This window comes from Leptolyngbya sp. FACHB-1624, assembly GCF_047649235.1.
GTDB lineage: Bacteria > Cyanobacteriota > Cyanobacteriia > Leptolyngbyales > Leptolyngbyaceae > Leptolyngbya > Leptolyngbya boryana.
Window position 1 is genome coordinate 5091933 of the sequence record NZ_CP180258.1, and the last position, 21122, is coordinate 5113054.

Genomic DNA, 21122 nt, shown 5'->3' on the forward strand with positions numbered 1-21122 from the left:
TTATCTTGATAGTTTTAGGCTGTGGATACTCTGTTCTCAATCCATCAAATTGAAGCTCAACCCTTGGGTATGGTTGGAGAACAAGCATACCATCTCAGTCTGATGGCTCAAAAAGGCTATCCAGTCATCCCAACGGTTGTGATAATTGCAACTCGGTTTCGTAACTTTCTCGAAACCATTCACTGGCTGCAACCGCTCTTTGCCGATTTGCCTTCTTCCTCGCTCCGTCTCAATCTGAAAGACTCTCAGCAACTGCAATCGATCGCTCGTCAAATCCGTCAAACGATTCAACATGCTGAACTGCCGGAGGCTTGGCTCACCGAGCTTCAAAGCGCGATCGCTCAATTTCCAGTGCTCAGCAATCCCCCGGCTGTGATTCTGCGCCCCTCGATTTTTATTCAAGATTTTGAGGCGACAACTGATGAACTATCACGCCTACTGGAACCCCAAATCTGCTGGACAGATCAACAGAGCTTAGGTGCTGGCTTAAAAGCGCTCTGGGCAGAACTGTTTCGCGCCCGAAACTTAGTCTACTGGCAAAGCGCCAAACTTGAACTGCACCAGATTCAGTTTGCGGTCATGATGCAGCCAATCGGAGACGCGATCGCGTCTGGATCATTGCAGCCGCATTCGATGAATTGGGAACTCACCGCAACTCGCGGGTTAGAAACTGCGATCGCACGAGGCGAAGCATCACCAGAAATCTATCAGATTCAGGGCGATCAAATGCGGCTGCAACAGGCAGGACGGCAAACGGTTTCCTATCAGATTCAAGCGGGCAAAGAAGAACCGTTGGCTCGACTCACCATTCACGAGGCGGCTTCAATCTTACAGCCGCCTCAGCAATTCGCTTTGCTTTCATTAGCTCAAACCTTGCATACTCCTGCTGTTCTGGAGTGGCAATTCTATCCCTCACAGCTTTACATCACCCAAGTGCATGACCGTGACCCCATCGTGAATCAACTGCCTTCCCCACAACCTGCTGAAAATACTCTCTCATCTGGGCTTGCTGCCGCTCCTGGAGTCGCGATCGCGCCTGCTTATGTCCTCACCGATCTCCACCTTCCCGAATTTTCGCTGCCTGAGGGATCGATTTTAGTCACTCCTATGATTTTGCCAAGTTGGGTTCCCTTCCTCAAATCTGCGGCGGCTATCGTCTCTGAGCAAGGCGGAATGACCAGTCACGGAGCGATTTTGGCACGCGAATTGGGGATTCCCGCAGTTGTAGGCGCAACTGATGCGACGCAGCGCATTCACACGGGAGACCTAATTTTAGTCAATGGTGATACAGGGGGCGTTGAGCGGGCGACTCAGCCACAAGCAGTAACCAAGCCGATTTCATCGAGGTCACGATGGAATCTCAATGCGACTTCATTAATGTTGAATCTCAGCCAAACGGATTCTATTGAGCGATCGATCGACCTTGAAATTGACGGGGTAGGACTGTTGCGATCGGAATTGCTGCTCGGCGGAAAGTTGAACGCTCAACTGTCGGATCAGATCCAGCACTTTGCGCGATCGTTTGCGCCACGTCCCGTTTTCTATCGCAGTTTAGATCTGCGATCGCATGAATTTCAGTCTGCGGCTGAAGCCAATCCGATGCTAGGGATGCACGGCACACTCAGCTATCTTCAAAATTCAGAATCATTTGATTTTGAACTCACTGCGTTAAAACAAGCGGTTGATGCAGGATGTTCTAATTTGCGGTTAATTTTGCCGTTTGTGCGAACCGTTGAAGAATTTATCTTTTGCCGCCGTCGAATTGAGCAAGCGGGTTTGTTTGATCTGCCAACGTGGATTATGGCAGAAGTGCCTTCAGTTCTCTTTTTGCTGCCGGATTATGTCCGAGCAGGGGTGCAGGGAATTTGTATTGGAACGAGCGATCTGACGCAGTTAATGTTGGCAGTCGATCGCGATCACAGTGCAATGGCAAAGAGTTTTGATGAGTCTCATCCTGCTGTGCTGGCTGCGATCGCCCAATTAATTCAAACGGCGCATCAGCTCAACATTCCTTGTACGATTTCAACACAAGCAGCGCTCACGCCTAAATTCGTCGATTGCCTGATCGAGTCGGGAATAGATGCGATTTCGGTCAATCTTTCTGCGGTTGAAACCGCTAATCGTGAGATCGCACGGGCTGAACAACGATTGCTCTTGCAAAAAATGCGCGATCGCAAATCAATCTAAGCGCGAGCCGCTCGATTTCATCAACTATTCAACCGAGCAGGTATGATCAGCGAATCAATTTATCGATCGTGTTGCTCATGACTTCGATTCGCCTGCCCCGGTTTCTCAATGCAACAGAACGCCCGTCCCTCTCGCGTCAAATGATGCGAATTGGGGCTGTGATTGTCTTGGCTTTTGTCGCGATCGCGCTACTTGCGCCGCTGATCCAAGCGATCGGACTGCTGCAAAGTCCAACCGAATTTTTGGATAATCCCCCACATGCGGCTCCGAGTTCTGCGCATTGGTTTGGAACTTCAAACCTCGGCTATGACGTGTTTTCACGAACGTTATTTGGCACTCAAGCCGCCATTCAAGTCGTGATTTTAGCAACGGCGCTGAGCTTGATTATCGGAGTGCCGTTGGGCATGGTGAGCGGATATCGAGGGGGATGGCTCGATCGCGGTTTATTATTTCTCATGGATACCATCTACACTTTGCCTGGACTGCTCTTATCGGTCACGCTGGCATTTGTAGTTGGGCGAGGCGTATTCAACGCAGCGATCGCGTTAAGTATTGCCTATGTTCCTCAGTATTATCGAGTCGTTCGCAACCAGACGGTCAGCGTCAAGACTGAACTCTTCATCGAAGCAGCACAAGCGATGGGCGCTTCAACCTGGCGTGTGCTCTCTAAATATCTATTTGCCAACGTGATTCAGAGCGTTCCCGTCTTATTTACTTTGAATGCGGCAGATGCGATTCTCACTCTCGGTGGCTTAGGATTTCTGGGGTTAGGCTTGCCCGCCGAAGTGCCAGAATGGGGGCATGATTTAAGAGAATCGTTAGATGCTTTAGCCACCGGAGGAATTTGGTGGACTGCCCTATTTCCTGGACTCGCGATGACGATCATGGTCGTGGGACTTTCACTCTTTGGCGAAGGGTTGAATGAATTTGTCGATCGTAAAACGCGCTAAACTCAAAATCCCCCAACTCCTCAGAGCTAGGGGATTTTATGGATGAATCATAAAAATTCAATCGATCTTAAACGTCCGCTGCCCCTTCAGACACGCGGGTATCGCCTTCAGCATTACCATCACTCTCATCGCGGTTTCCATCCCGTCTGCCCCGATTCCCGAAGCGACCTGTATTCGTGCGCTTACGGAACTTCCGCGCGTAAGCTTGGTTACGCAGAGCTTTTTCTTTCTTTTGGTTACGGCGCTTAGCCATTGTTTACCCCTTAACTTGACACGTTCTTAGCTGTAAATTAGACGCAGTTGACGATTATATTGCATTAGGTGAGGCTTTTTCTAGTCCCCTTAACGTTTTCCTAAATCGAAAACGTAATCCAGATTACAGCTTAGCTCGAATCTCGCGATCGCGAAGATGAAAAATTTATAGCAATGTCTGCGCAAAAGCTAATGCTTCTTCACGGTTCGTGATTTTGCCCTCTGCCCGCGCTAACTGCAACGCTGCCAATAATCGACCAATCTGAGGACTCGGCGGAATGCGTAGTCCGGTCATCAAATCTTGACCTGTCAAAATAGGATGCGGATGTGCAACCGGATCAGTCGGATCTAAAAAGCGATCGACCAATCGTCGCACTGTCTCGACCGGAATTCGTATCGCAAGACCGAGCAGTGCGATCGCTGGAAAAACCGCGCCAATCGACTGAAAGAATTGATACTGTTCGGCTCGTGACCAATTGGAAATCTCCGGCGATCGCAAGTGCGGCAACGCCTTCACAACAGTACTGACCGCTTGAATTTCAGCCCGACTGTACTTGAGTCGCCACAACTGTGCCTCAGCGAGTGCTGGATCTTCAGGCAGGAGGCTCGCAAGTTTCGCGATCGTCACCCACGTCCGAACAGAGCCTTTCGCCTCAGAAGCCTGCGGCGTTCCGCGCACGGTTCGGCTCAATTCTGACCAGAATTCTGTCCAATTTTCCTGAATATGAACTGTGACATCATCGATCGCCCCCACCTGCGTTAAATGCTCGATCGTGGCACTCGGCAACCAATCTTGCAGCAATCCATCCTCGCACGCAGTTTTAATCCAGCCCGTTCCCCGCGCTGATCCCAGAAGATAATTAAGCTCAGACTGCACCCGTTCTGCCGCAATTTTGCTCAAATTTGGAGCCAGTTGACGAATTGCCTGTTGCGTCTCCGGTTCCAGTGAAAATCCAAGCTGCGCTGCCTGACGATAAGCTCGCAACAACCGCAGCGGGTCTTCTGCTAAATTCTCGATCGACACCATTCTCAACCGCTTGCGCTGCAAATCCTCATAACCATGCAGCGGATCGAGCAAATCTTTCGTATGCGGGTTATAAGCGATCGCATTCACTGTAAAATCGCGTCGTCGCAAATCATCCTCAAGCGTCGCTCCCACCTGCTGAGCAAAATCAGCTGTGCCTTGTTCAAACACTACTCGGGCGATCTGTCGTTCCGCATCCAGCACCACAAACCCCGCCCGATAATGTCGCGCGATCGCCTGCGCCGTCTCGACCGCACCACTCGGAAGCACAAAATCCAAATCGAGATACTCAGAATGCCGATCCAGCAGCGCATCGCGTACCGTTCCGCCAACCAAACAGGCAGAATCGGGTAGCCACTTGAGACTGAAAGGCCACGTCTCCGGAGAGAGTGCCGAGGAAACCAATGCCACGTTGCGATAATGTTCTAACTGCAAATTCACTGCGTTCAGCCAACCCTAGATCGAAGTCGTAATTTAACAAAAAACCAGTCAGAGAAAACTTTTCAGCTTCCGATGCGCAACATAACTCAACCTAAAATGAGATGAAGAATTGAATGCGCCTGAGTTAGAGTAACAGAAAATCCTGCTCGAAATGCCGTCCACTCTATCCTGAAGCAGAGTTATGTGTATTTGCGTCAATTGCCATTACGTCGATCGCTGCACAACCTACAATGCAGTCGAAACTCAACACGAACAGCCTCATTTAACCGAAACGCCTGATTTTGAAGCAACCGAACCCACGATTAACGTCAATATTCGCGATCGTGGCGATCACATTGAGATGGAATGGGATGTTGTCGGATGTCTCAGTTTCAAAGAAGAAACAGGCAAATGGGCAAAACTTCGACCCGGAGAGTTAATCCCAACTTAATCAAAAGTTCCGTAAATTCCGAATTGCACTGATAATTTGAATGTAATTTGAACCCTGGTTCGAGGGAATCATAAGTCTAAAGACCTTACTCCGCGAGAACCAGGGTTCAAGCTTATGCGTTTCATTCGTCGTCCTTCATTTCATGTGACTGCTGCAATTGCCGCATTCGGGTTAGTGGCTTGTCCGGCTTTTGCGCAGGACACAAAGCCCGATGCGCCGAAGCCCTCCCCTGAAGTGGCAAAACAGCTTCAGGACGCGCAAAATTTCTTTAGCCAAGGGGAAGGTCGTGCCCGCGATGCCAAATACCGCGAGGCATTAGAGTCATTCAATCAAGCGATTCAAATGAATCCGACTTGGGGCAGTCCCTATGTCAGTCGGGGGGCTGTGAGATCGAAGCTAGGGGATCATCTTGGGGCGTTGCAAGACTTCGATCAAGCTGCCACGCTCAATCCCACGGATGCGATGATTTATGCGCATCGTGGCAGTGCTCGATTTAGCCTCGGAGATACCGCAGCCGCTTTGAATGATTTGGATCAGGCGATTACGTTGAACCCAAATCTAGCTGCTGCTTATGTGAATCGCGGTTATATCCGGACTCAAACTCAAAACTGGGATTCGGCGATCGCAGATTTCGATCAAGCGTTACGGGCTGAACCCAAATTTGTTCCGGCGCTCGTGAACCGTGGTTTTGCAAAATTGCAGAAAGGCGATCGTCAATCCGCCTTGAATGATCTAAATGAAGCGATTAAAATTCAGCCTAATTCAGCAGAAGCATTGATTGCACGCGGCGCGATCAACTACGAAATTGGTGAATCAGAGGCTGCGATCGCCGATTTCTCCCAAGCGATTCGGATTAAACCGACTGCGGCAGAAGCGTTTTATAATCGCGCGCAAGTCAATGCAAAACTAGGCTATCTCGAAGCCGCAGAAGCCGACCTGACGCAAATGGCAAAGCTGACTCCCGATCGCGCAAGTGTATTTCATCAACGGGGTAAAATCCGCGCTGCTTTAGAGAATATTGAAGGAGCGGCGGCTGATTATAATCAAGCCCTCAAACTCGATCCAAACTTTGCAGAAGCCATCAAGAGCCGAGGCGATCTCCGGGCAACGGCGGGTGATAAACAAGGCGCGATCGCAGATTATTCTCAAGCCGTGCAAATGCAGCCAAATTTTGCAGGTGCGTTGTCTCAAAGAGCAGTTGTGCGGTCGGAACTCGGCGATCGAACTGGCGCAACTCAGGATCTCACTGCCGCGATTAGTGCCGACAGCAATAATCCTGACATCTACGAAGAACGGGGCAAAGCGCGGATGGAATCGGGCGATTGGCAAGGCGCGATCGATGATTTTACCCAAGCGATTCGGCTTGATTCGAGCCGAGCTAATGCGTTTTACCAACGTGCGATTTTAATGGGTGGGCTAGGCGATTTGCAGAGTGCAATCGCTGATTTACAACGTGCATCTGATTTATATCTTCAGAAAGGGGATGCAGAAGGTTATCGCAACACCTTAAGCGAATTAAATCAACTGTAAGGTGCCGTTTTATCGCATTTTCCCAAATCGGGTTTTGGCTTTGCTCAACTTGTACATAGAGACTGTTATCCAATGGGCGCGATCGCTAAATTCAATTTAGCGATCGTTTTTTTACCAATCGACTTGCTTGCGTTCATGTAAAACTCGACCAAACACAGCCTCAGTCTGTTGCGCGAGCTTCGCCCAATCAAATCGCCGCGCTAAATCCTCATACGCATTATTCACCAGCGATCTCGCAAACTCTGGTCGTCTCAATATTTCCAAAATCCCCCACGCGATCGATTCGGGATTATTCACCCAAGTCACAATTCCCGTCCGCCCATGTCGAACCACTTCGGGAAATCCACCCGCATCCGAGACTACAACCGGAACCCGTGCGGCAAAACTCTCTAACGCCACAATTCCAAATGGTTCATACAAACTAGGAAACACCGCGCAATCTGCGATCGTCTGAAATCGATCCAAATCCTGATCGGGCATAAATCCCGCAAAATAACAGCGATCCCAAATGCCGAGCGCTTTTGCCTGCTGCTTCAAATGCTCTATATGTCCGCCCCCGATAAAAATCAACTTCACCCGCTGATTCATCTCATGCAAAATTTTGGGAGCCGCAGCAATTAAACCTGCAACTCCCTTCTCATGCGTCATCCTGCCTACGTAATAGACAATCTTTTCGTCATCTAAGGCAAATCGCCGCCGAAACTGCCAATAATCAAACTCCGGATCAAGCTTCTTCTTTTCGCGCCGAATGCCGTTATAAACCACATCAATCTTGTCCCACGGCGTATTCAGGGTTTGTTCGACTTCTCGCCGCATAAAATTTGTACAGACAATGACTCGCCAAGCTTCATGAGTCAATACCTTCTCTTTGTCGTGCACATGCTGCTGAACCGCATTAAAAATTCCGCTATGCCGTCCATGTTCCGTCGCATGAATCGTGGCAACCATCGGGGTCTTGAAATGATGTTTCAGCGCGATCGCGGCATCGCTAACGAGCCAATCATGCGCATGAATTACATCAAATCCCCCTTCCTCTAGCATCAACTTGCCCCCATGCTGACCCATGCTTTCATTCATCGCCCCGACCCACTGAAAGAAGTCATCATGTTTCGCAACGGCAACCCGATGAACCTGCACCCCATCGACGACTTCAAAATGCGGAGCCTGCCCAAACTCAACCGTGATCAGATGAATCTCATGCCCCAAATTCACCAACTCCGGGTAAAGTTCTGCAACATGGCGAGCGATCCCGCCCACAAGACGCGGTGGAAATTCCCAAGTCAGCACCAAAATCTTCATCTCTCAACGCCCTTTACCGCGTGGTATGTTCCAATTTACTAGCTTTGAGTACCTACGTTCACCCTTGCCGTCAACTCGAAAAATCTTGTATTTTCACGGATAACTTCCTGGATTTCCTCTAGTTAAATGCCATAAAACAGACTCCGTGTGTTACAACATTGACGCGGTTAGTGCTCAAGCAAAGCGTGCTGTCCTATTAATGTACAAAGCATACCGTCTGAAAAACCCAACTTCAGCATTCCCTTGATGAAGGTTTAATCAAAGTGTTCTTCGACACCGAAACTAGGGCAAAATGAGTGCGGGGTTATCTATAAACAATCTGCTGCGATGGAGTTGAAAGAGGCGATATGAGCATTGAAAAGATCGTTGATCAAGCCCTTCAAGATGGCTATTTAACACCGGCAATGGAAGCTGAAGTCGGGCGCATCTGCGATACTGCCTCAGAATTGTCGATCGAAGAATACATGGCACTTGATCGCTTGATGGGCGCATTGCTAACCGGGGAAGTCGTTGCCGTTCCTCGCAAGCAATTCATCAACGTGATGGAAGAACTGGTTTTGACCGAGGCAATTGCGCGGGTAGCAGAAATCGAAGCAACCAGCGATCGCACCTTAGATTTGGGCGATATCGCAGCATATGCGTTGAACCGACTTCCCCCGCTTTACGCTACAACCGAAGAAGGGGCAAATTATCAACGACAGCATGCGAAAGAAGGATTACAAGGCGTAATTTCTCAGCGAGTAGGAGAAGCGATCGCGAAAAACCTTGACAAGCCAGACTTCTTCCCAGAACGGCAAGTGATTGGCAAGAGTTCTAAAGATGAAATTCTGAACCAAGTCAGTACGTTATTACAAGCCTATGCACCGAGCTTTGAGCCAGAAATGCATCACTAAATTACTGAATAGTTACGTTACTTAGTGGAAAGAGGGGCAATTGCCCCTCTTTTTTTATCGTTCTTCCACCCACTCGGGAGTTTGAGAACTTTGAGAAGTCGCAGCCTGGGGGACATAGAAACTTGCAATCAAGGCAATACTCATCCACCACAGGACGCTGACTTCGGGGCGATACAAAACGGTATCGACCGAGCCATGAACGAACATCCCGACCACGGTGGCGATCGCGCCCATCAGCCAAAATCCTTCACGATTTCCCAAATCCCGCACCCGACGCAGTTGGTAATAGCCTTGCGAGAAAATCGTGGTCAACAGCCACAGAAATGCCGTCAATCCGATCAAGCCAGATTCAACCGTAATCTCCAGCAATACAGAATAAGCGCTCAATCCGCTAAATCGCGCCTGCGAATAAAGTGGATAGATTTGCTTAAAGACTAAATCTCCTGGACCAAATCCTAAAATCGGGCGATCGCGAATCATCATGATCACCGCTCTCCAGACATTGAGCCGGAACGCATTACTGCTATCTCTGCTTCCGACAAACATACTTGCGATCCGATAACGGAACGGTGTGACAAACAGATACCCGAGCACTAAAGCACCTGCTAGCCCCCCAAACGCCAGAATTAAGCCCCACTTTCGCCAGAATTGCGGCAGGATTGGACTCCACCAATACCGGAGCAGGACCAGCATGACCAAAGCCGACACCATTAACCCAACCCACGAGCCTCGGCTCTGCGTCAGGAGTAGACAAGCGGTGTTGATTCCGAACATGACGATCGCTAAAATTTTCGGGACTCGATGCTTCCACATAAAAATGGCGCTAAACGAGAGCCAAATTGCAGGCATCAAATAGCCCGCCAGTAAATTTGGATTGCCGAGGAAGCTATAGACCCGAGTAGATTGTGCCAGAGGAGATTCGGGATCAACCCATGTCGCCAGAGAATCTGCCCCATAAATTGCCTGATGAATGCCGTAACCACTGACCACGAGAGCAACATGCAGAAAAATCGTGATGCAGAACGATCGCAATTTGGGCGATCGAAACACTCGCGCTGCCAAGATAAAGAACATCAAATACAGCGACAATTTTCCAAATCCTGTGAATGCAGCTCGCTTCAGTGGAGAAAGCGCGGCTGCAGTGGCTGAAATGCTCCAAAATAGCATCACCAGCAAGTGAATCGGAGTCAGCCCTGCCCGTTTATCCGTATCTGAAACCGTGAGCAGAATCCAAAACAAAATACAAGCGCTCAGCAATACCCCGATTAAATTCGTGGCAACGAAGGGTGAGAGCGCAAACACAAGGCTGATCAAAAGAGCAGCGATCGCATCGCCATGCTGCATCAGCCAAGACCCGTTGCGCCAATTTTGCAACGATCCCACAATGCGATAGACGTAACTGACCTGCCGCCACTGCTGAAGCGGGAGTGTCGCCAAGGTTACTTGTTGCCAAACCGAATTCATAAGCGGATTTTCCATGCTTTCAAGCAAAATAGCCCTAGCAAATTTAGGCTAGGGCTATTATCCGCGATATTGGCACTTTGGCAAGACTACTGGGTGAGCCGAGGTAAGGTAATCACATAGCGATATCCAGGCTCAGCAACGCCTTGAATTAAGATCTGTCCACCGTGCATTTCAGCCAGTTGGCGACTGAGCAGCAAGCCGAGATTCTTGCGAACTGCATCAGCATCAGGAATCTCTGCGACTTCGTCGAGGTCAGCAAGTCTGACACTACTCATCGGCATTGCCACAGGGATGAGTCCGGTGCGATTTCCATTCGTGGAATGCTCGTACTCGAACGTTGAGATCGGACTCGTCTGCGGAGTCAACATTTCGTTGTATCCAATCCCATCTCCTAAGCAAGGATGAGATGCCCACACGCTGAGCCTTAATCCACTGCTCTTGTGAGACACATGGAGCCGGACAATACTGCCTGCGTTCGAGGCTTGAATAACGCTAAACATGAGGTGATAAAGCATCTGGCGGATCTTCTCTTTGTCGAGAAGCCAGATGCGATTGCCTGGTTCAACGGAGAGACGAATTTGCTGTTCTCGACGGCTGGCAGCTTGCTCTAATGTGCTAATCGCCTGCTGGCAGAGCATCTCAATATCAATTGAAGCCAGGTTTAGCGCTCGGCTGCTGTCATCAAGCTGTGAAAGCTCTAAAATCTCTTTCACCAGCGACAGCAAATACTGTCCACTGTGATGAATGATGTCGAGATATTCTTTCTGTTTGCTTGTGAGTGGGCCATAAATCTCACGATTTAACACACTTGCCATTCCCATCACAGACGTTAAAGGTGTCCGGAGTTCTTGGGTAAGTTGCGCCAGGAGTTCAAATTTGACCGGATTCGCAGATACCGGTTGGGAGTGAACGACTGGCATCGGTGTGCCGATCGCTTGCGATTTGATCAAATGTAAGCGCTCATACTCGCTCATGCTTAGGCGGGCAGCTAGCATCAAAAATTCTGCATCTCTCTCCGTGAAATTACGGGGTCGAGAATCCATGATGCACAGGGTGCCAATACAGTCACCGCTCACTGTGATTAAAGGCGCACCGAGATACGCACGGATACCGTACTGTTGACACAGTAAGGAATTTGCGAATACAGGATGCTCTAAGGTGTCGTCGATCGCAAGCACTTGCTGACTGTCAACGACATGGACGCAAAAAGCTTCTTCGCGAGGCAATTGGCGCGTCATCGCGAGATCATTCATCAAACCTAAGCGTGACAAACCCTGAGCAGATTTGAACCGCTGGCGTGACTGATCCATTAACCCGATTAGGCAGATCGGCGCATCTAGAGAGTGAGCCGCCGTTTGGGTCGTTTCTTCAAAGATCGGTACACTTTCGGAGTCGAGTAAGCCGAGTTCCGTGAGTACCAACATTCGCTGCTGCTCACGGGCAGCAGTCGTTAACCCATCTAATCGACAAAAGAGCCTGTTGTCGGGGATTCCCATTCCAACCCCTATCCTCGATTTAAAGAACTTTTCAGACTGATCCAGCGGTAAAGCCGGCAAGCAGTCTGCAACTATACCAAGATTGCCCTGAGTTGCGATCGGATCAACGTTCTCTCCAACGCGAGATCACGGAAGTTTAAGCGTTCTGTACCGATGGAACCTGGAATATTACGGATAGGAAAGATGTGAGAAATTACAGAATTACTTTGTCCAAGCAGGATGGGCAAATAAAGCGGCGATGACTCTCACACCCCGGAGTTGATTCGAGAGCGGTAGATGACCCTTAGGAGCAGCTAAACTCCATGTAAATCCGTCTGGATAGCGAGTCCAGTTATACCCGGATTTCCAACCAATCTTATCCCAAAGCTTGTCCCATTTTTTCCCAACGCTGAGCCAAATTTGTCGCTGAACTGAAAAACCGTACTGATAATCGGAATGGGCAAGCCAGAGCGCATCAATCGTTTGCAAATCGGAAATCGGAAAATTCTCGACTTCAGTAAAGTAGAGCCATTTGCGGAGAACGGCAGATTCTCCAGCAAGTTCACAGAGTTTTTCGATCGTCAGTTTGTCGGCGGCTTGGAATTTTTGCTCGACCAGCAGCTTTTGGAGTTCGGTGTAGTCGATGTTGCGCTCGGATTTGAGCGGTACGATTCCTGTGGGAAAGTGTTGCTGAAGAAAGTCTAGGACTTTGGTTGCTTGGGTGTTAAAAAGGGTCTGGTAAACTTTAGCTTCGGTTCTGCCGGGCGTGTCGCGACGTTCGAGTAGAAATTCCATCAGTACGGGCAATCCATCTTCGCCAAGCGCGTTGAGGGCATCGATCGCGTTCAACTGATTTTTTTCAGAGTCGGATCGCAGCTTTAACTGGAGCGCCGCGAGGCTATTGGGAAGATCGAGAGCTGAAGAAGTTTCTAAATTAGTCATGTAAACGGGTGGAGATTAGGGAGATTAGGGAGTGTCCCCTTATCTAGAATAAGTCCCAGGGTGTAGTGCTTCAACCCGTTGATCAGCAGTTTTTTGAGAAAAATTACGCACTCTCGTCGGGTAGAACCGTTTCAGGAGTGGGCGGACGATAGCCTTTCTCAAAGGCATAACGAACGAGCTGCGATCGATTTTCGAGGTGCAATTTGCTCAAAATATTGCTGAGATGGGTTTGCACCGTCCGGGGACTGACGAAAAGATGGTCGCCAATTTGCTTGTTGGTATGTCCTTGGATCACTTCCCAAAACACTTTTTCTTCGGCAGGGGTCAGGGGAAGTGGAGTCAGTGCAGGTGCAGCAGGCTCGACGACGGCTCCAGATTGCTGCATTAAGCGCACTATCTCAGAATGCATCCGGCGCGATCGCTCTAATTGGGCTTCGATTTTGGCGAGCAGTTCTCGTGGCTCGAACGGCTTAATCAAATAATCGTCTGCCCCGATTAAGTGTCCTTGGACGCGATCTTCGACTTCGCTCCGACTCGATAGAAAAATAAAGGGGACTAATTGACCCGTTCTTAGCGATCGTAATCGACGGCAAAATTCCAGACCATCCATTTCTGGCATGATCACATCGGAAACGACTAAATCGGGTTGGTCTTCTTCAAATTGAGCCAAGCCTTCTAAACCGGATGCTGCCTGCCGAACCGAATAGCTACGTTTTTCGAGATATCGAATCAGAGCCGTTCTCAGTGCCGTATCATCATCCACAATCAAAATCTTCTTCATACCTGCGTCTCCAGCACCTCAAGACGGTAGATTGCAATCTGGGGGTTCAATATTCTCACATGTAGACTTGCGAACTTGACTAACCGGAAGGCTCACTTCAATAAGGTCAACTTTTTAACCAAAAATTTCCCCTTAACATGGTATCCCAGTGATCGAGAGTTCTGGAGTTTCAGAATTATCTTTATGTCCTAATTTCCTCTGTTTATCTTCTGTTCATGTTGAGTCGCCAAATTTGCAAAGAAATTTGGTAGCCTACTAGCCGTTGCCCAACTTATCCTAACTTGAGAATTGCGGGATCATATGTACGAAAAAATTACCCCTCCGACGACTGGCTCAAAGATCACATTTGCCAATGGAGAACCGATCGTTCCTGATAATCCAATTATTCCGTTTATTCGAGGAGATGGGACGGGAATCGACTTGTGGCCTGCTTCTCAGAAGGTTTTTGATGCCGCAGTTCAAGCTGCGTATGGTGGAAAACGCAAGATCACTTGGTTCAAAATCTATGTCGGTGATGAAGCGTGTGAACAGTACGGAACCTATCAATATTTACCAGAAGATTCACTCGAAGCCATTCGCGAATTTGGGGTAGCAATTAAGGGTCCGTTAACGACCCCGATCGGCGGCGGTATTCGATCGCTGAACGTTGCGCTGCGCCAGATTTTCGATCTCTATGCTTGTGTTCGCCCTTGCAAATACTATACGGGTACTCCTTCACCCCATCGTTATCCCGAAAAGCTGGACGTGATTATCTATCGGGAGAACACCGAGGATATTTATTTGGGAATTGAATGGAAACAAGGGAGCGAAATTGCCGATCGTTTAATCAAATATCTCAATGAAGATCTGATTCCGAGTACGCCTGAGCATGGGAAAAAGCAGTTGCCTCTTGATTCTGGAATTGGCATCAAGCCGATTAGTAAAAAAGGGTCGCAACGTCTCGTCCGTCGTGCGATTCAACATGCGTTACGGCTGCCTAAAAACAAGCAAACGGTGACTTTAGTTCATAAGGGCAACATTATGAAATACACCGAAGGCGCGTTTCGAGATTGGGGTTATGAGTTAGCGACGACAGAATTCCGCTCCGACTGTGTGACCGAGCGAGAGTCTTGGATTCTCAGCAATAAAGAGAAGAATCCTGATATCACGATCGAAGAAAATGCCCGTCAGATTGATCCAGGCTATGACTCGATGCCGCCGGATAAGCAAGAAAAGATTTGTGCTGAAGTGAAATCTGTCCTCGATGCGATCTGGGAGACGCATGGCAATGGCAAGTGGAAAGAGAAAGTCATGGTCAACGATCGCATCGCCGATAGTATTTTCCAGCAAATTCAAACTCGCCCCGATGAGTATTCGATTTTGGCGACGATGAATTTGAACGGCGACTATATTTCCGATGCGGCAGCGGCGATCGCGGGTGGCTTAGGCATGGCTCCGGGTGCCAATATTGGTGATTCGGCGGCGATTTTTGAGGCAACGCATGGCACGGCTCCGAAACATGCAGGACTCGATCGAGTCAATCCCGGGTCGGTGATTTTATCCGGCGTGATGATGTTGGAGTATATGGGCTGGCAAGAGGCGGCTGATCTGATTAAAAATGGATTGGCAAAAGCGATCGCGCAACGTGAAGTGACCTACGATTTGGCACGGTTGATGGAACCTCCAGTGGATCCGCCTTTGAAATGTTCTGAATTTGCGGATGCGATTATTCGGAATTTTTAGATTGATGGGGAGATAGGGAGATAGGGAGAAGATGAACAATTACTTTCTTGCTCCCCATCTCCCCACTTCTTCCTCAGGGATTTGAAAATGTATTGATATTGCCACCTCCCAAAACACGTCCAGGAATCGATCTCGGTGCTGTGAAGGGTTGTTGATTCAGTTCTGGATTGGATGGAACAGTTCCCAAGTCTGGAGTAGGTTGCTGAGGGAGCGGGGCTGCCGTCACGGTGGGAATCGGTGCATAGGTGGGAGCAGCGGGCGGAGCGATCACTAGAGGAGCCGTTACGACAGGTGGGACTCCGGCTGGAATCGGTTGAGATCCTTCGACTAGGGCTGAGAAAGAATTTGTTGTCGATCGGGGAGCCGCATTAATCGGGGTATCTAGACGTGCTGTTCCTTCAATCAGAGTTTGTGCAACCTGGGGCGATGTCGTTGTAGCTAATTTGGAGATTGCAGCTTGTAACTGATTTGGCGGTAAAGGTGCAGGAGTCGTCGGATCAACGGCTGCGATCGCAGAGTTCACACCGAGTTGAGTGGAGAGCGCGCTTCTGAACACACCAAATACGCCTTGGCGATTGAGGGATTCTGCGGGTGCTGGTTGCGAACTTTCTGGCGTCGCAGAGGAGGCAGCAGCAAAAAGGCGATTGGTTGTGGTTTGGGTCGGTGTGGGCTGTTGCGGGGTTGCCTGAATCGAGGTTTGAACCAATTCTGTTTTTGGCAACGCTCTAATGTCACTCATCAACAGGGAGAGAGAATCAATATCGGCTCCAATCGCTTGATCTTCAGCAGAAAGCTCTCCATCTGAAGAAGCAGACCCAAAAGAACTGATGAATTCTTGGCGACTGAAGAACTCCCAGGCAAATAAACCGAGGAGCATCAGCGCGATCGATGGTGCCCAAAAAACAGGACGCGCCAAAGGGCGCAATCGGGCGAGCCAATATCGAGAAGACGATCCGCGCATAATTTTCATTCAGAAACGCCACTACTATTGTATTCGATCGCACTTTAGAGACTGGAAATCTCTAGAATTCTCGCAGGAAAATACGGAGAGTTCTTAGGGCGGAGAGATGTTGAGACGAGGTTTGTAGTCCCAGTTTAGAAGCGTTGCGATTTGTGGAACAAGCTGCAACGGCTCGAACGGTTTCGCTAAAATACCTGCCACTTGCAATTGCTCAGAGTCACTTTTTACAACAGGATTTGATGTTGCGGTCAGCAAGATTACAGGGATTTTCTCAGTCTTTGGATTAGCTCTCAGATGCTCTAGAACTTTCCATCCATCGAGGTCATACCAAATCAAAAAATTCCTGCGACAGATAGTGCATCTACGATAAAGCTAAAACCAGTCACAGAAGCAACCGTTTCAGTCGTTAAATCGGCAATCAGTCCATCTACCTTGGTTTGTAGCTGAGTCAGATTTTTGAACAATGCCCAACGCAAATCCTTTTTCAAGTGCTGCCACAATCGCTCAATCGGATTTAACTCCGGGCAATACGGCGGTTGAAACAGCAAGATGATGTTGTCGGGAAGAATCAGGTCTTTGGCTTTGTGAAAGGCTCCGTTATCCACTTGGAGAATGTTGAGACTATCGGGATAGACTTGAGAAAACTGGTCGAGAAAAAGCTGGTAGCAGTCACTATCGACATGCGTAAATTGCAAGAAGAACTGCTCTCCGGTCGTCGGTTCCACGGCTCCATAAATCCAGAAGGCTTTGAACTGCCATTGCCAACTGCCAAGCGGTTTGACTCCCAGGCTTGTGATCAACCGTCCGACGGTCGTTTTCAAGCCAAACCGACTTTCATCTTGAGCAAAGTAGCGCAGTCGCTTAAATTCCGGTTTGGCGATCATCGCATACTGCTTGAGCAGAATTAGGTCATCGCTGAGGTTTGCTTAAATGCCTCCAGGGCTTCGGGATTCTGCTTGGCATGAACTGGACGAGCGGCTTTCAACTTTGCCCCCAAGCGATATCGCACCAGATGATGCACCGTGGCATACTCAGCTTGGACGTTCAAATTGTCGGATAACCACTGCTGCACTTGGGTATAGCTTCCAAAGCCAGTTTCAGGGTCATCTAAGCGCTGCTTTAAGCTCTTGACTGCCCAAGCCGGAATAACTTGCGGTCGTCCTGGACTTTGCCGGGTCTCCAGCAAGCTGGCAAGTCCAGTGCTACGGTACTGCTTCAACCAGCGTTGCACACTCCCACGGTTCCGTCCGACGACTTTTGCAATCTCGCTAATGCTCAGAGCATTCGGTAACTTCAGCAAGTACAACACTTGCAACCGCTCCTTTAGGTTCGGATTCGATTGCTGTTGAATCAGAGCTTCGAGTTCTGCGACTGTTTCTTGAATTTTGATGCGAGTCACGCCTGCCATTGCTGTTTTTCTCCACCCGACAGAACCTATTCTCTCATTTGTTACTCTGTTTTTTCAATTTGGTATCAGCCATCATGATGTCGAGCACAATTGCATCAGGTAATTCAGTTTCAGCTTTCAGTAAACCGTCTTGTCTAGACTCTGCGATCGAAACACTCCACCCCCCTAATTTTACTAAACAAGTTTGAATGACCAAACTCAGGTATTTTTCATCGTCAATTAACAAAATATGTTTAGAACTCATAACAGTGAACTTGCTACATTGGCAACGGAAAATGTGGAGGAGCTTTCCAGCACCGTAAACAATAAAAGTGTGAAAACAGTGAGTGATTGAAAAAAATTAAGTTTACTCGCGGAAATTGGATAAACTGAGATCAATTCTTTAGCCTCAGTGGAAAGTACGATACGATTAGGTTCCTCATGGTGCTGAGGTAGTTGCCGATGCGGTTTTTGCTGATTGAGCATGATTCAATCCTCGCTTCTCAGTTGAGTGAGTTATTGATTGCACAGCGCTATTCTGTGAATTTGACGGAAGACAGTCAGACAGCGCTGCAATTACTTGAAACCTATGGCTATGATTTGGTGATTTTGGATACGACGCGACTCATGTGGGATGCGGAGTCGGACTTGTCGTGGAATAAAGCGCTTGAGTTTTGCCGAAACCTTCGCCTTCAAGGTCATCAGATGCCGATTATGATTTTGAGCGAAACAGATGTAACCGCCGATCGCATTGCAGCCTTGGAGGCGGGAGCAGATGATTTTGTCACACAGCCGATTGATCTCCATGAGCTACTGGTCAGAGTGCGGACATTGCTCCGTCGCGGCAAAGAAACTGTTGAAGAAGTCCTGACCTGGGAGAATTTGAGGTTCAATTGCAGTACGGGAGAGGTGACTTATCACACTCAGATCCTGCACCTTACTCCTAAGGAGTATCGATTACTCGAGCTATTTTTACGCAATCCTAGTAAAGTTTTTAGTCGATCGGCATTACTGGATCGCATTTGGAATCCGGGTGAATTTCCGAGTGAACAGGCTGTCAATACACAAATTAAAGGGTTGCGACAAAAACTGAAAGCAGTAGGGATTCAATCGGATGTCATTGAATCCTTGTACGGACTGGGCTATCGGCTCAAGCCTGCGCCGACTCGAGAAACAGAGGTCTTTGATGCGATCGCTCAAATTTGGCAGCAGTTTCAGCCTAAGCTCCAAGAGTATTTTGCGGTGTTTGAACAAGCATTGACCCATCCCTCGTCTGAAGTGCAAAAACAAGCGAGAATGTTCGCACATCAACTCGTGGGTTCTTTAGGGACGTTTGGGTTTGCAGAAGGATCAACGATCGCACGGCAACTTGAACAAGGCTTTCGGTCAGAACCCCTTGATCACAATTTGATCTCTGAACGAATTGAAGCATTGAAAGCGGTACTCAAACATAAACCCGAGAGCCGCAAACTTTCTGAGCAACCAGCTCAGCAGTTTCCGTCTGGGACAAGAGTTTTACTGATTGATGATGATATGACTCTGACCGCACAGATGCAGGTGGTGCTATCGGCGAATGGAATTCAAGTAGAGAGCGCTTCAGATTCTGCAACCGCGAGAATGATGCTGGCGCACAATCCACCTCAACTGATTCTTCTCGATTTGATGTTGCCGGATGAAGATGGATTTAAATTGCTTGAGGATCTCAATGCTGAATTTTCAAGCATTCCAGTGCTGATTATGACCAGCCGGGATCAATTGAGCGATCGTGTTGCGGTTGCGCGCCTCGGTGGACGAGCTTTTTTACAGAAACCCGTTGCCCCAGAGCAATTATTTCAAGCCATGATGCAAGTTCTAGAAGTGCAGCAGCATTCCGATTATCAAGTGTTGATTGTCGATGACGACCCGCAAATTTGCTCGATCGTGAGAACGCTGCTCGAACCTTGGGGCGTGCGAGTCACAGCTTTATCTGATCCGCGATCGTTTTGGGCAGTTCTAGAGCATTCAGCGCCTGATCTCTTGATTCTTGACATTGAAATGCCAAATTTCAGCGGGCTAGAACTCGCTCAGGTTGTGCGGAATGATATGCGCTGGAGTGGACTTCCGATTCTATTTCTCTCGGCTCATCGCGATACGGAAACGGTTCGCCAAGTCTTTACGGTCGGAGCAGATGACTATGTAAGTAAGCCGATCGTCGATGCAGAACTGATTGCACGAGTCCTGAATCGACTAGAACGCTCTCCCGTTCGTCGCCGGAAAGTATGAAGTCTTGAGTTGCGTTCAGTCAGAGAGCATTTCTGCTGATCAAGGTGCAGGGGCGCGCTATCTATCCCGCTAGAATATTCTGGCGGGATAGATAGTACCCTTGTGTTCCCTGTCCCCAACCCATCTTAACAATCTGTAACTAGCAAACTGTTGTTCCTCACTATTTCCTCACTATTTCGCCATACAGTATGGGTCTAGAAACAATAGTTTTCTACCCTTACTCAGGAGCCTTTCTATTAACGAATTAGCGACATCTTGCCCTAAAGCCATGAACGCGCATCATAACTTGGCAATAGGAAGGCTCTTTTCTCGACATTATTCCAGCACACCCGTATCGTTTGACGCAGAAGGCTCTCACTATGACTTTTACCCATTCGCAGCCCCGCTTCAATGCGCCAGAGTTCTTAAATCCAGAACAAGCGTCATTCGATGCTCGGCTTGAGGAACAGAGACAAGACCGTACTAATTCTTTGCTGTGGACGTGCGATCTCGGGTTTTCGACTCCTCCAGAGATTGAAGTTCGAGAAACTCAGCACGAAATTTTTCTCACAATCAAGATTCCAAACTTGCGCTCTGAAAGTCTCAATATTCAATTGAGCCAGGAAACGATTTTGATCCAAGGCGAACAAGAAATTGATTTGCTCGATACAAGTCTGGATTGGAATGCCTATCCTTTTACGTTCCGCAGCCTAATTCCATTACCTTCTGCAATTCAGGTTCATTCTGCAGTCGCAGATTTGAATCACGATACGATTTCTTTTATCCTCCACAAAGCTTGGAAGATGCGGTATCAGTTTAAGATTGAACCGATCGATCGCAGTTACGATTGATTCCAAACGCTCGGTCATCATTTAAAACTCTAGTTCTGAGTCAGCTAGAGTTTTTTAGTATCAAAAAAAGGCAATAAAAAACCCAGTAGCGCGACACCACTGGGCTGGTAGCTGTGAAAGTTGATACTCTCTAATGAAATGACTTATGTGCTAATAATCGCAGCCCTGCCCTAAATTCTCATCTGTAGATTCACTAGAATGTATTGCCCTTAACACGAAATCCCCCCAAAGATAGAAGCGAGATCTCAGTAGTTATACGGTATATTTTCGTCGTCAATTTGCACATGATTAA

The 21122-nt window shown here is 48.5% G+C and carries 20 protein-coding genes; 8 read left to right on the forward strand and 12 right to left on the reverse strand.

From position 1 onward, the window contains the following. Window positions 1-21 precede the first annotated feature (21 nt). Window positions 22-2187, forward strand: coding sequence for a putative PEP-binding protein (locus ACMUEV_RS24255; RefSeq protein WP_190653625.1), 2166 nt, complete (start codon window positions 22-24; stop codon window positions 2185-2187). Window positions 2188-2264: 77 nt separating this feature from the next. Beyond that, on the forward strand, window positions 2265-3137 hold the full coding sequence (locus ACMUEV_RS24260; RefSeq protein ID WP_190653626.1) for an ABC transporter permease: 873 nt from the start codon (window positions 2265-2267) through the stop codon (window positions 3135-3137). Between the two features lie 67 nt (window positions 3138-3204). On the opposite strand, the gene ACMUEV_RS24265 is transcribed toward ACMUEV_RS24260, so the two are convergent. After that, entirely contained in the window at window positions 3205-3390 is a 186-nt protein-coding gene (locus tag ACMUEV_RS24265) for a hypothetical protein (protein WP_017286514.1), read from the reverse strand. A 165-nt stretch (window positions 3391-3555) separates the two neighbouring features. After that, on the reverse strand, window positions 3556-4854 hold the full coding sequence (locus ACMUEV_RS24270; protein ID WP_190653627.1) for a CCA tRNA nucleotidyltransferase: 1299 nt from the start codon (window positions 4852-4854) through the stop codon (window positions 3556-3558). Between the two features lie 181 nt (window positions 4855-5035). Between ACMUEV_RS24270 and ACMUEV_RS24275 the strand changes: the two genes are divergently transcribed. Next, window positions 5036-5284, forward strand: a complete 249-nt coding sequence (locus tag ACMUEV_RS24275; protein ID WP_017286512.1) for a Ycf34 family protein — start codon at window positions 5036-5038, stop codon at window positions 5282-5284. A 114-nt stretch (window positions 5285-5398) separates the two neighbouring features. After that, window positions 5399-6814 carry a tetratricopeptide repeat protein gene (locus tag ACMUEV_RS24280; RefSeq protein WP_190653628.1) on the forward strand — a complete coding sequence of 472 codons (1416 nt, stop codon included), beginning with the start codon at window positions 5399-5401 and terminating at the stop codon, window positions 6812-6814. 111 nt (window positions 6815-6925) lie between these two features. Here the strand turns inward: ACMUEV_RS24280 and ACMUEV_RS24285 are convergent, their stop codons facing one another. Next, window positions 6926-8113 carry a glycosyltransferase family 4 protein gene (locus ACMUEV_RS24285; protein WP_190653629.1) on the reverse strand — a complete coding sequence of 396 codons (1188 nt, stop codon included), beginning with the start codon at window positions 8111-8113 and terminating at the stop codon, window positions 6926-6928. Window positions 8114-8460: 347 nt separating this feature from the next. Between ACMUEV_RS24285 and ACMUEV_RS24290 the strand changes: the two genes are divergently transcribed. Beyond that, on the forward strand, window positions 8461-9006 hold the full coding sequence (locus tag ACMUEV_RS24290) for a late competence development ComFB family protein (protein ID WP_017286509.1): 546 nt from the start codon (window positions 8461-8463) through the stop codon (window positions 9004-9006). 54 nt (window positions 9007-9060) lie between these two features. On the opposite strand, the gene ACMUEV_RS24295 is transcribed toward ACMUEV_RS24290, so the two are convergent. From ACMUEV_RS24295 to ACMUEV_RS24310, 4 genes are all read right to left on the reverse strand, one after another. Continuing rightward, window positions 9061-10485 carry an IctB family putative bicarbonate transporter gene (locus ACMUEV_RS24295; protein ID WP_190653630.1) on the reverse strand — a complete coding sequence of 475 codons (1425 nt, stop codon included), beginning with the start codon at window positions 10483-10485 and terminating at the stop codon, window positions 9061-9063. A 71-nt stretch (window positions 10486-10556) separates the two neighbouring features. After that, window positions 10557-11966 (reverse strand): GAF domain-containing sensor histidine kinase, encoded by a 1410-nt coding sequence (locus tag ACMUEV_RS24300; RefSeq protein WP_190653631.1) that lies wholly within the window; start codon window positions 11964-11966, stop codon window positions 10557-10559. Window positions 11967-12167: 201 nt separating this feature from the next. Then, window positions 12168-12887: a GUN4 domain-containing protein gene (locus ACMUEV_RS24305; RefSeq protein WP_017286506.1), complete on the reverse strand. Its 720-nt coding sequence runs from the start codon at window positions 12885-12887 to the stop codon at window positions 12168-12170. A gap of 103 nt (window positions 12888-12990) precedes the next feature. Continuing rightward, on the reverse strand, window positions 12991-13668 hold the full coding sequence (locus ACMUEV_RS24310; protein ID WP_017286505.1) for a response regulator transcription factor: 678 nt from the start codon (window positions 13666-13668) through the stop codon (window positions 12991-12993). Between the two features lie 300 nt (window positions 13669-13968). On the opposite strand from ACMUEV_RS24310, the gene ACMUEV_RS24315 reads away from it, so the two are divergent. Next, on the forward strand, window positions 13969-15390 hold the full coding sequence (locus ACMUEV_RS24315) for an NADP-dependent isocitrate dehydrogenase (protein ID WP_190653632.1): 1422 nt from the start codon (window positions 13969-13971) through the stop codon (window positions 15388-15390). 73 nt (window positions 15391-15463) lie between these two features. Here the strand turns inward: ACMUEV_RS24315 and ACMUEV_RS24320 are convergent, their stop codons facing one another. From ACMUEV_RS24320 to ACMUEV_RS24340, 5 genes are all read right to left on the reverse strand, one after another. Continuing rightward, window positions 15464-16351, reverse strand: a complete 888-nt coding sequence (locus tag ACMUEV_RS24320; protein ID WP_348251543.1) for a hypothetical protein — start codon at window positions 16349-16351, stop codon at window positions 15464-15466. A 93-nt stretch (window positions 16352-16444) separates the two neighbouring features. Continuing rightward, window positions 16445-16687, reverse strand: coding sequence for a hypothetical protein (locus ACMUEV_RS24325; RefSeq protein ID WP_242044877.1), 243 nt, complete (start codon window positions 16685-16687; stop codon window positions 16445-16447). Continuing rightward, entirely contained in the window at window positions 16684-17235 is a 552-nt protein-coding gene (locus tag ACMUEV_RS24330; protein ID WP_415354687.1) for an IS630 family transposase, read from the reverse strand. Before ACMUEV_RS24330 ends, ACMUEV_RS24325 begins: the two co-directional genes overlap by 4 nt. A gap of 20 nt (window positions 17236-17255) precedes the next feature. Continuing rightward, a complete protein-coding gene (locus ACMUEV_RS24335; RefSeq protein WP_415354688.1) occupies window positions 17256-17759 on the reverse strand; it encodes a helix-turn-helix domain-containing protein in 504 nt (167 codons plus the stop codon). A 34-nt stretch (window positions 17760-17793) separates the two neighbouring features. Further along, entirely contained in the window at window positions 17794-18003 is a 210-nt protein-coding gene (locus ACMUEV_RS24340) for a hypothetical protein (RefSeq protein ID WP_190647264.1), read from the reverse strand. 197 nt (window positions 18004-18200) lie between these two features. Between ACMUEV_RS24340 and ACMUEV_RS24345 the strand changes: the two genes are divergently transcribed. Then, window positions 18201-20000: a response regulator gene (locus tag ACMUEV_RS24345; protein ID WP_190647262.1), complete on the forward strand. Its 1800-nt coding sequence runs from the start codon at window positions 18201-18203 to the stop codon at window positions 19998-20000. Between the two features lie 359 nt (window positions 20001-20359). Further along, window positions 20360-20830 carry an Hsp20/alpha crystallin family protein gene (locus ACMUEV_RS24350; RefSeq protein WP_017286500.1) on the forward strand — a complete coding sequence of 157 codons (471 nt, stop codon included), beginning with the start codon at window positions 20360-20362 and terminating at the stop codon, window positions 20828-20830. Window positions 20831-21122 lie beyond the last annotated feature (292 nt).

Excerpts from the sequence above, each read along its gene's own strand:
- ACMUEV_RS24260 (WP_190653626.1), top strand. The coding sequence starts at position 2,265 with ATGACTTCGATTCGCCTGCCCCGGTTTCTCAATGCAACAGAACGCCCG.
- ACMUEV_RS24265 (WP_017286514.1), bottom strand. The coding sequence starts at position 3,390 with ATGGCTAAGCGCCGTAACCAAAAGAAAGAAAAAGCTCTGCGTAACCAA.
- ACMUEV_RS24275 (WP_017286512.1), top strand. The coding sequence starts at position 5,036 with ATGTGTATTTGCGTCAATTGCCATTACGTCGATCGCTGCACAACCTAC.
- ACMUEV_RS24280 (WP_190653628.1), top strand. The coding sequence starts at position 5,399 with ATGCGTTTCATTCGTCGTCCTTCATTTCATGTGACTGCTGCAATTGCC.
- ACMUEV_RS24285 (WP_190653629.1), bottom strand. The coding sequence starts at position 8,113 with ATGAAGATTTTGGTGCTGACTTGGGAATTTCCACCGCGTCTTGTGGGC.
- ACMUEV_RS24290 (WP_017286509.1), top strand. The coding sequence starts at position 8,461 with ATGAGCATTGAAAAGATCGTTGATCAAGCCCTTCAAGATGGCTATTTA.
- ACMUEV_RS24295 (WP_190653630.1), bottom strand. The coding sequence starts at position 10,485 with ATGGAAAATCCGCTTATGAATTCGGTTTGGCAACAAGTAACCTTGGCG.
- ACMUEV_RS24300 (WP_190653631.1), bottom strand. The coding sequence starts at position 11,966 with ATGGGAATCCCCGACAACAGGCTCTTTTGTCGATTAGATGGGTTAACG.
- ACMUEV_RS24305 (WP_017286506.1), bottom strand. The coding sequence starts at position 12,887 with ATGACTAATTTAGAAACTTCTTCAGCTCTCGATCTTCCCAATAGCCTC.
- ACMUEV_RS24310 (WP_017286505.1), bottom strand. The coding sequence starts at position 13,668 with ATGAAGAAGATTTTGATTGTGGATGATGATACGGCACTGAGAACGGCT.
- ACMUEV_RS24315 (WP_190653632.1), top strand. The coding sequence starts at position 13,969 with ATGTACGAAAAAATTACCCCTCCGACGACTGGCTCAAAGATCACATTT.
- ACMUEV_RS24320 (WP_348251543.1), bottom strand. The coding sequence starts at position 16,351 with ATGCGCGGATCGTCTTCTCGATATTGGCTCGCCCGATTGCGCCCTTTG.
- ACMUEV_RS24330 (WP_415354687.1), bottom strand. The coding sequence starts at position 17,235 with ATGATCGCCAAACCGGAATTTAAGCGACTGCGCTACTTTGCTCAAGAT.
- ACMUEV_RS24335 (WP_415354688.1), bottom strand. The coding sequence starts at position 17,759 with ATGGCAGGCGTGACTCGCATCAAAATTCAAGAAACAGTCGCAGAACTC.
- ACMUEV_RS24340 (WP_190647264.1), bottom strand. The coding sequence starts at position 18,003 with ATGAGTTCTAAACATATTTTGTTAATTGACGATGAAAAATACCTGAGT.
- ACMUEV_RS24345 (WP_190647262.1), top strand. The coding sequence starts at position 18,201 with ATGCGGTTTTTGCTGATTGAGCATGATTCAATCCTCGCTTCTCAGTTG.
- ACMUEV_RS24350 (WP_017286500.1), top strand. The coding sequence starts at position 20,360 with ATGACTTTTACCCATTCGCAGCCCCGCTTCAATGCGCCAGAGTTCTTA.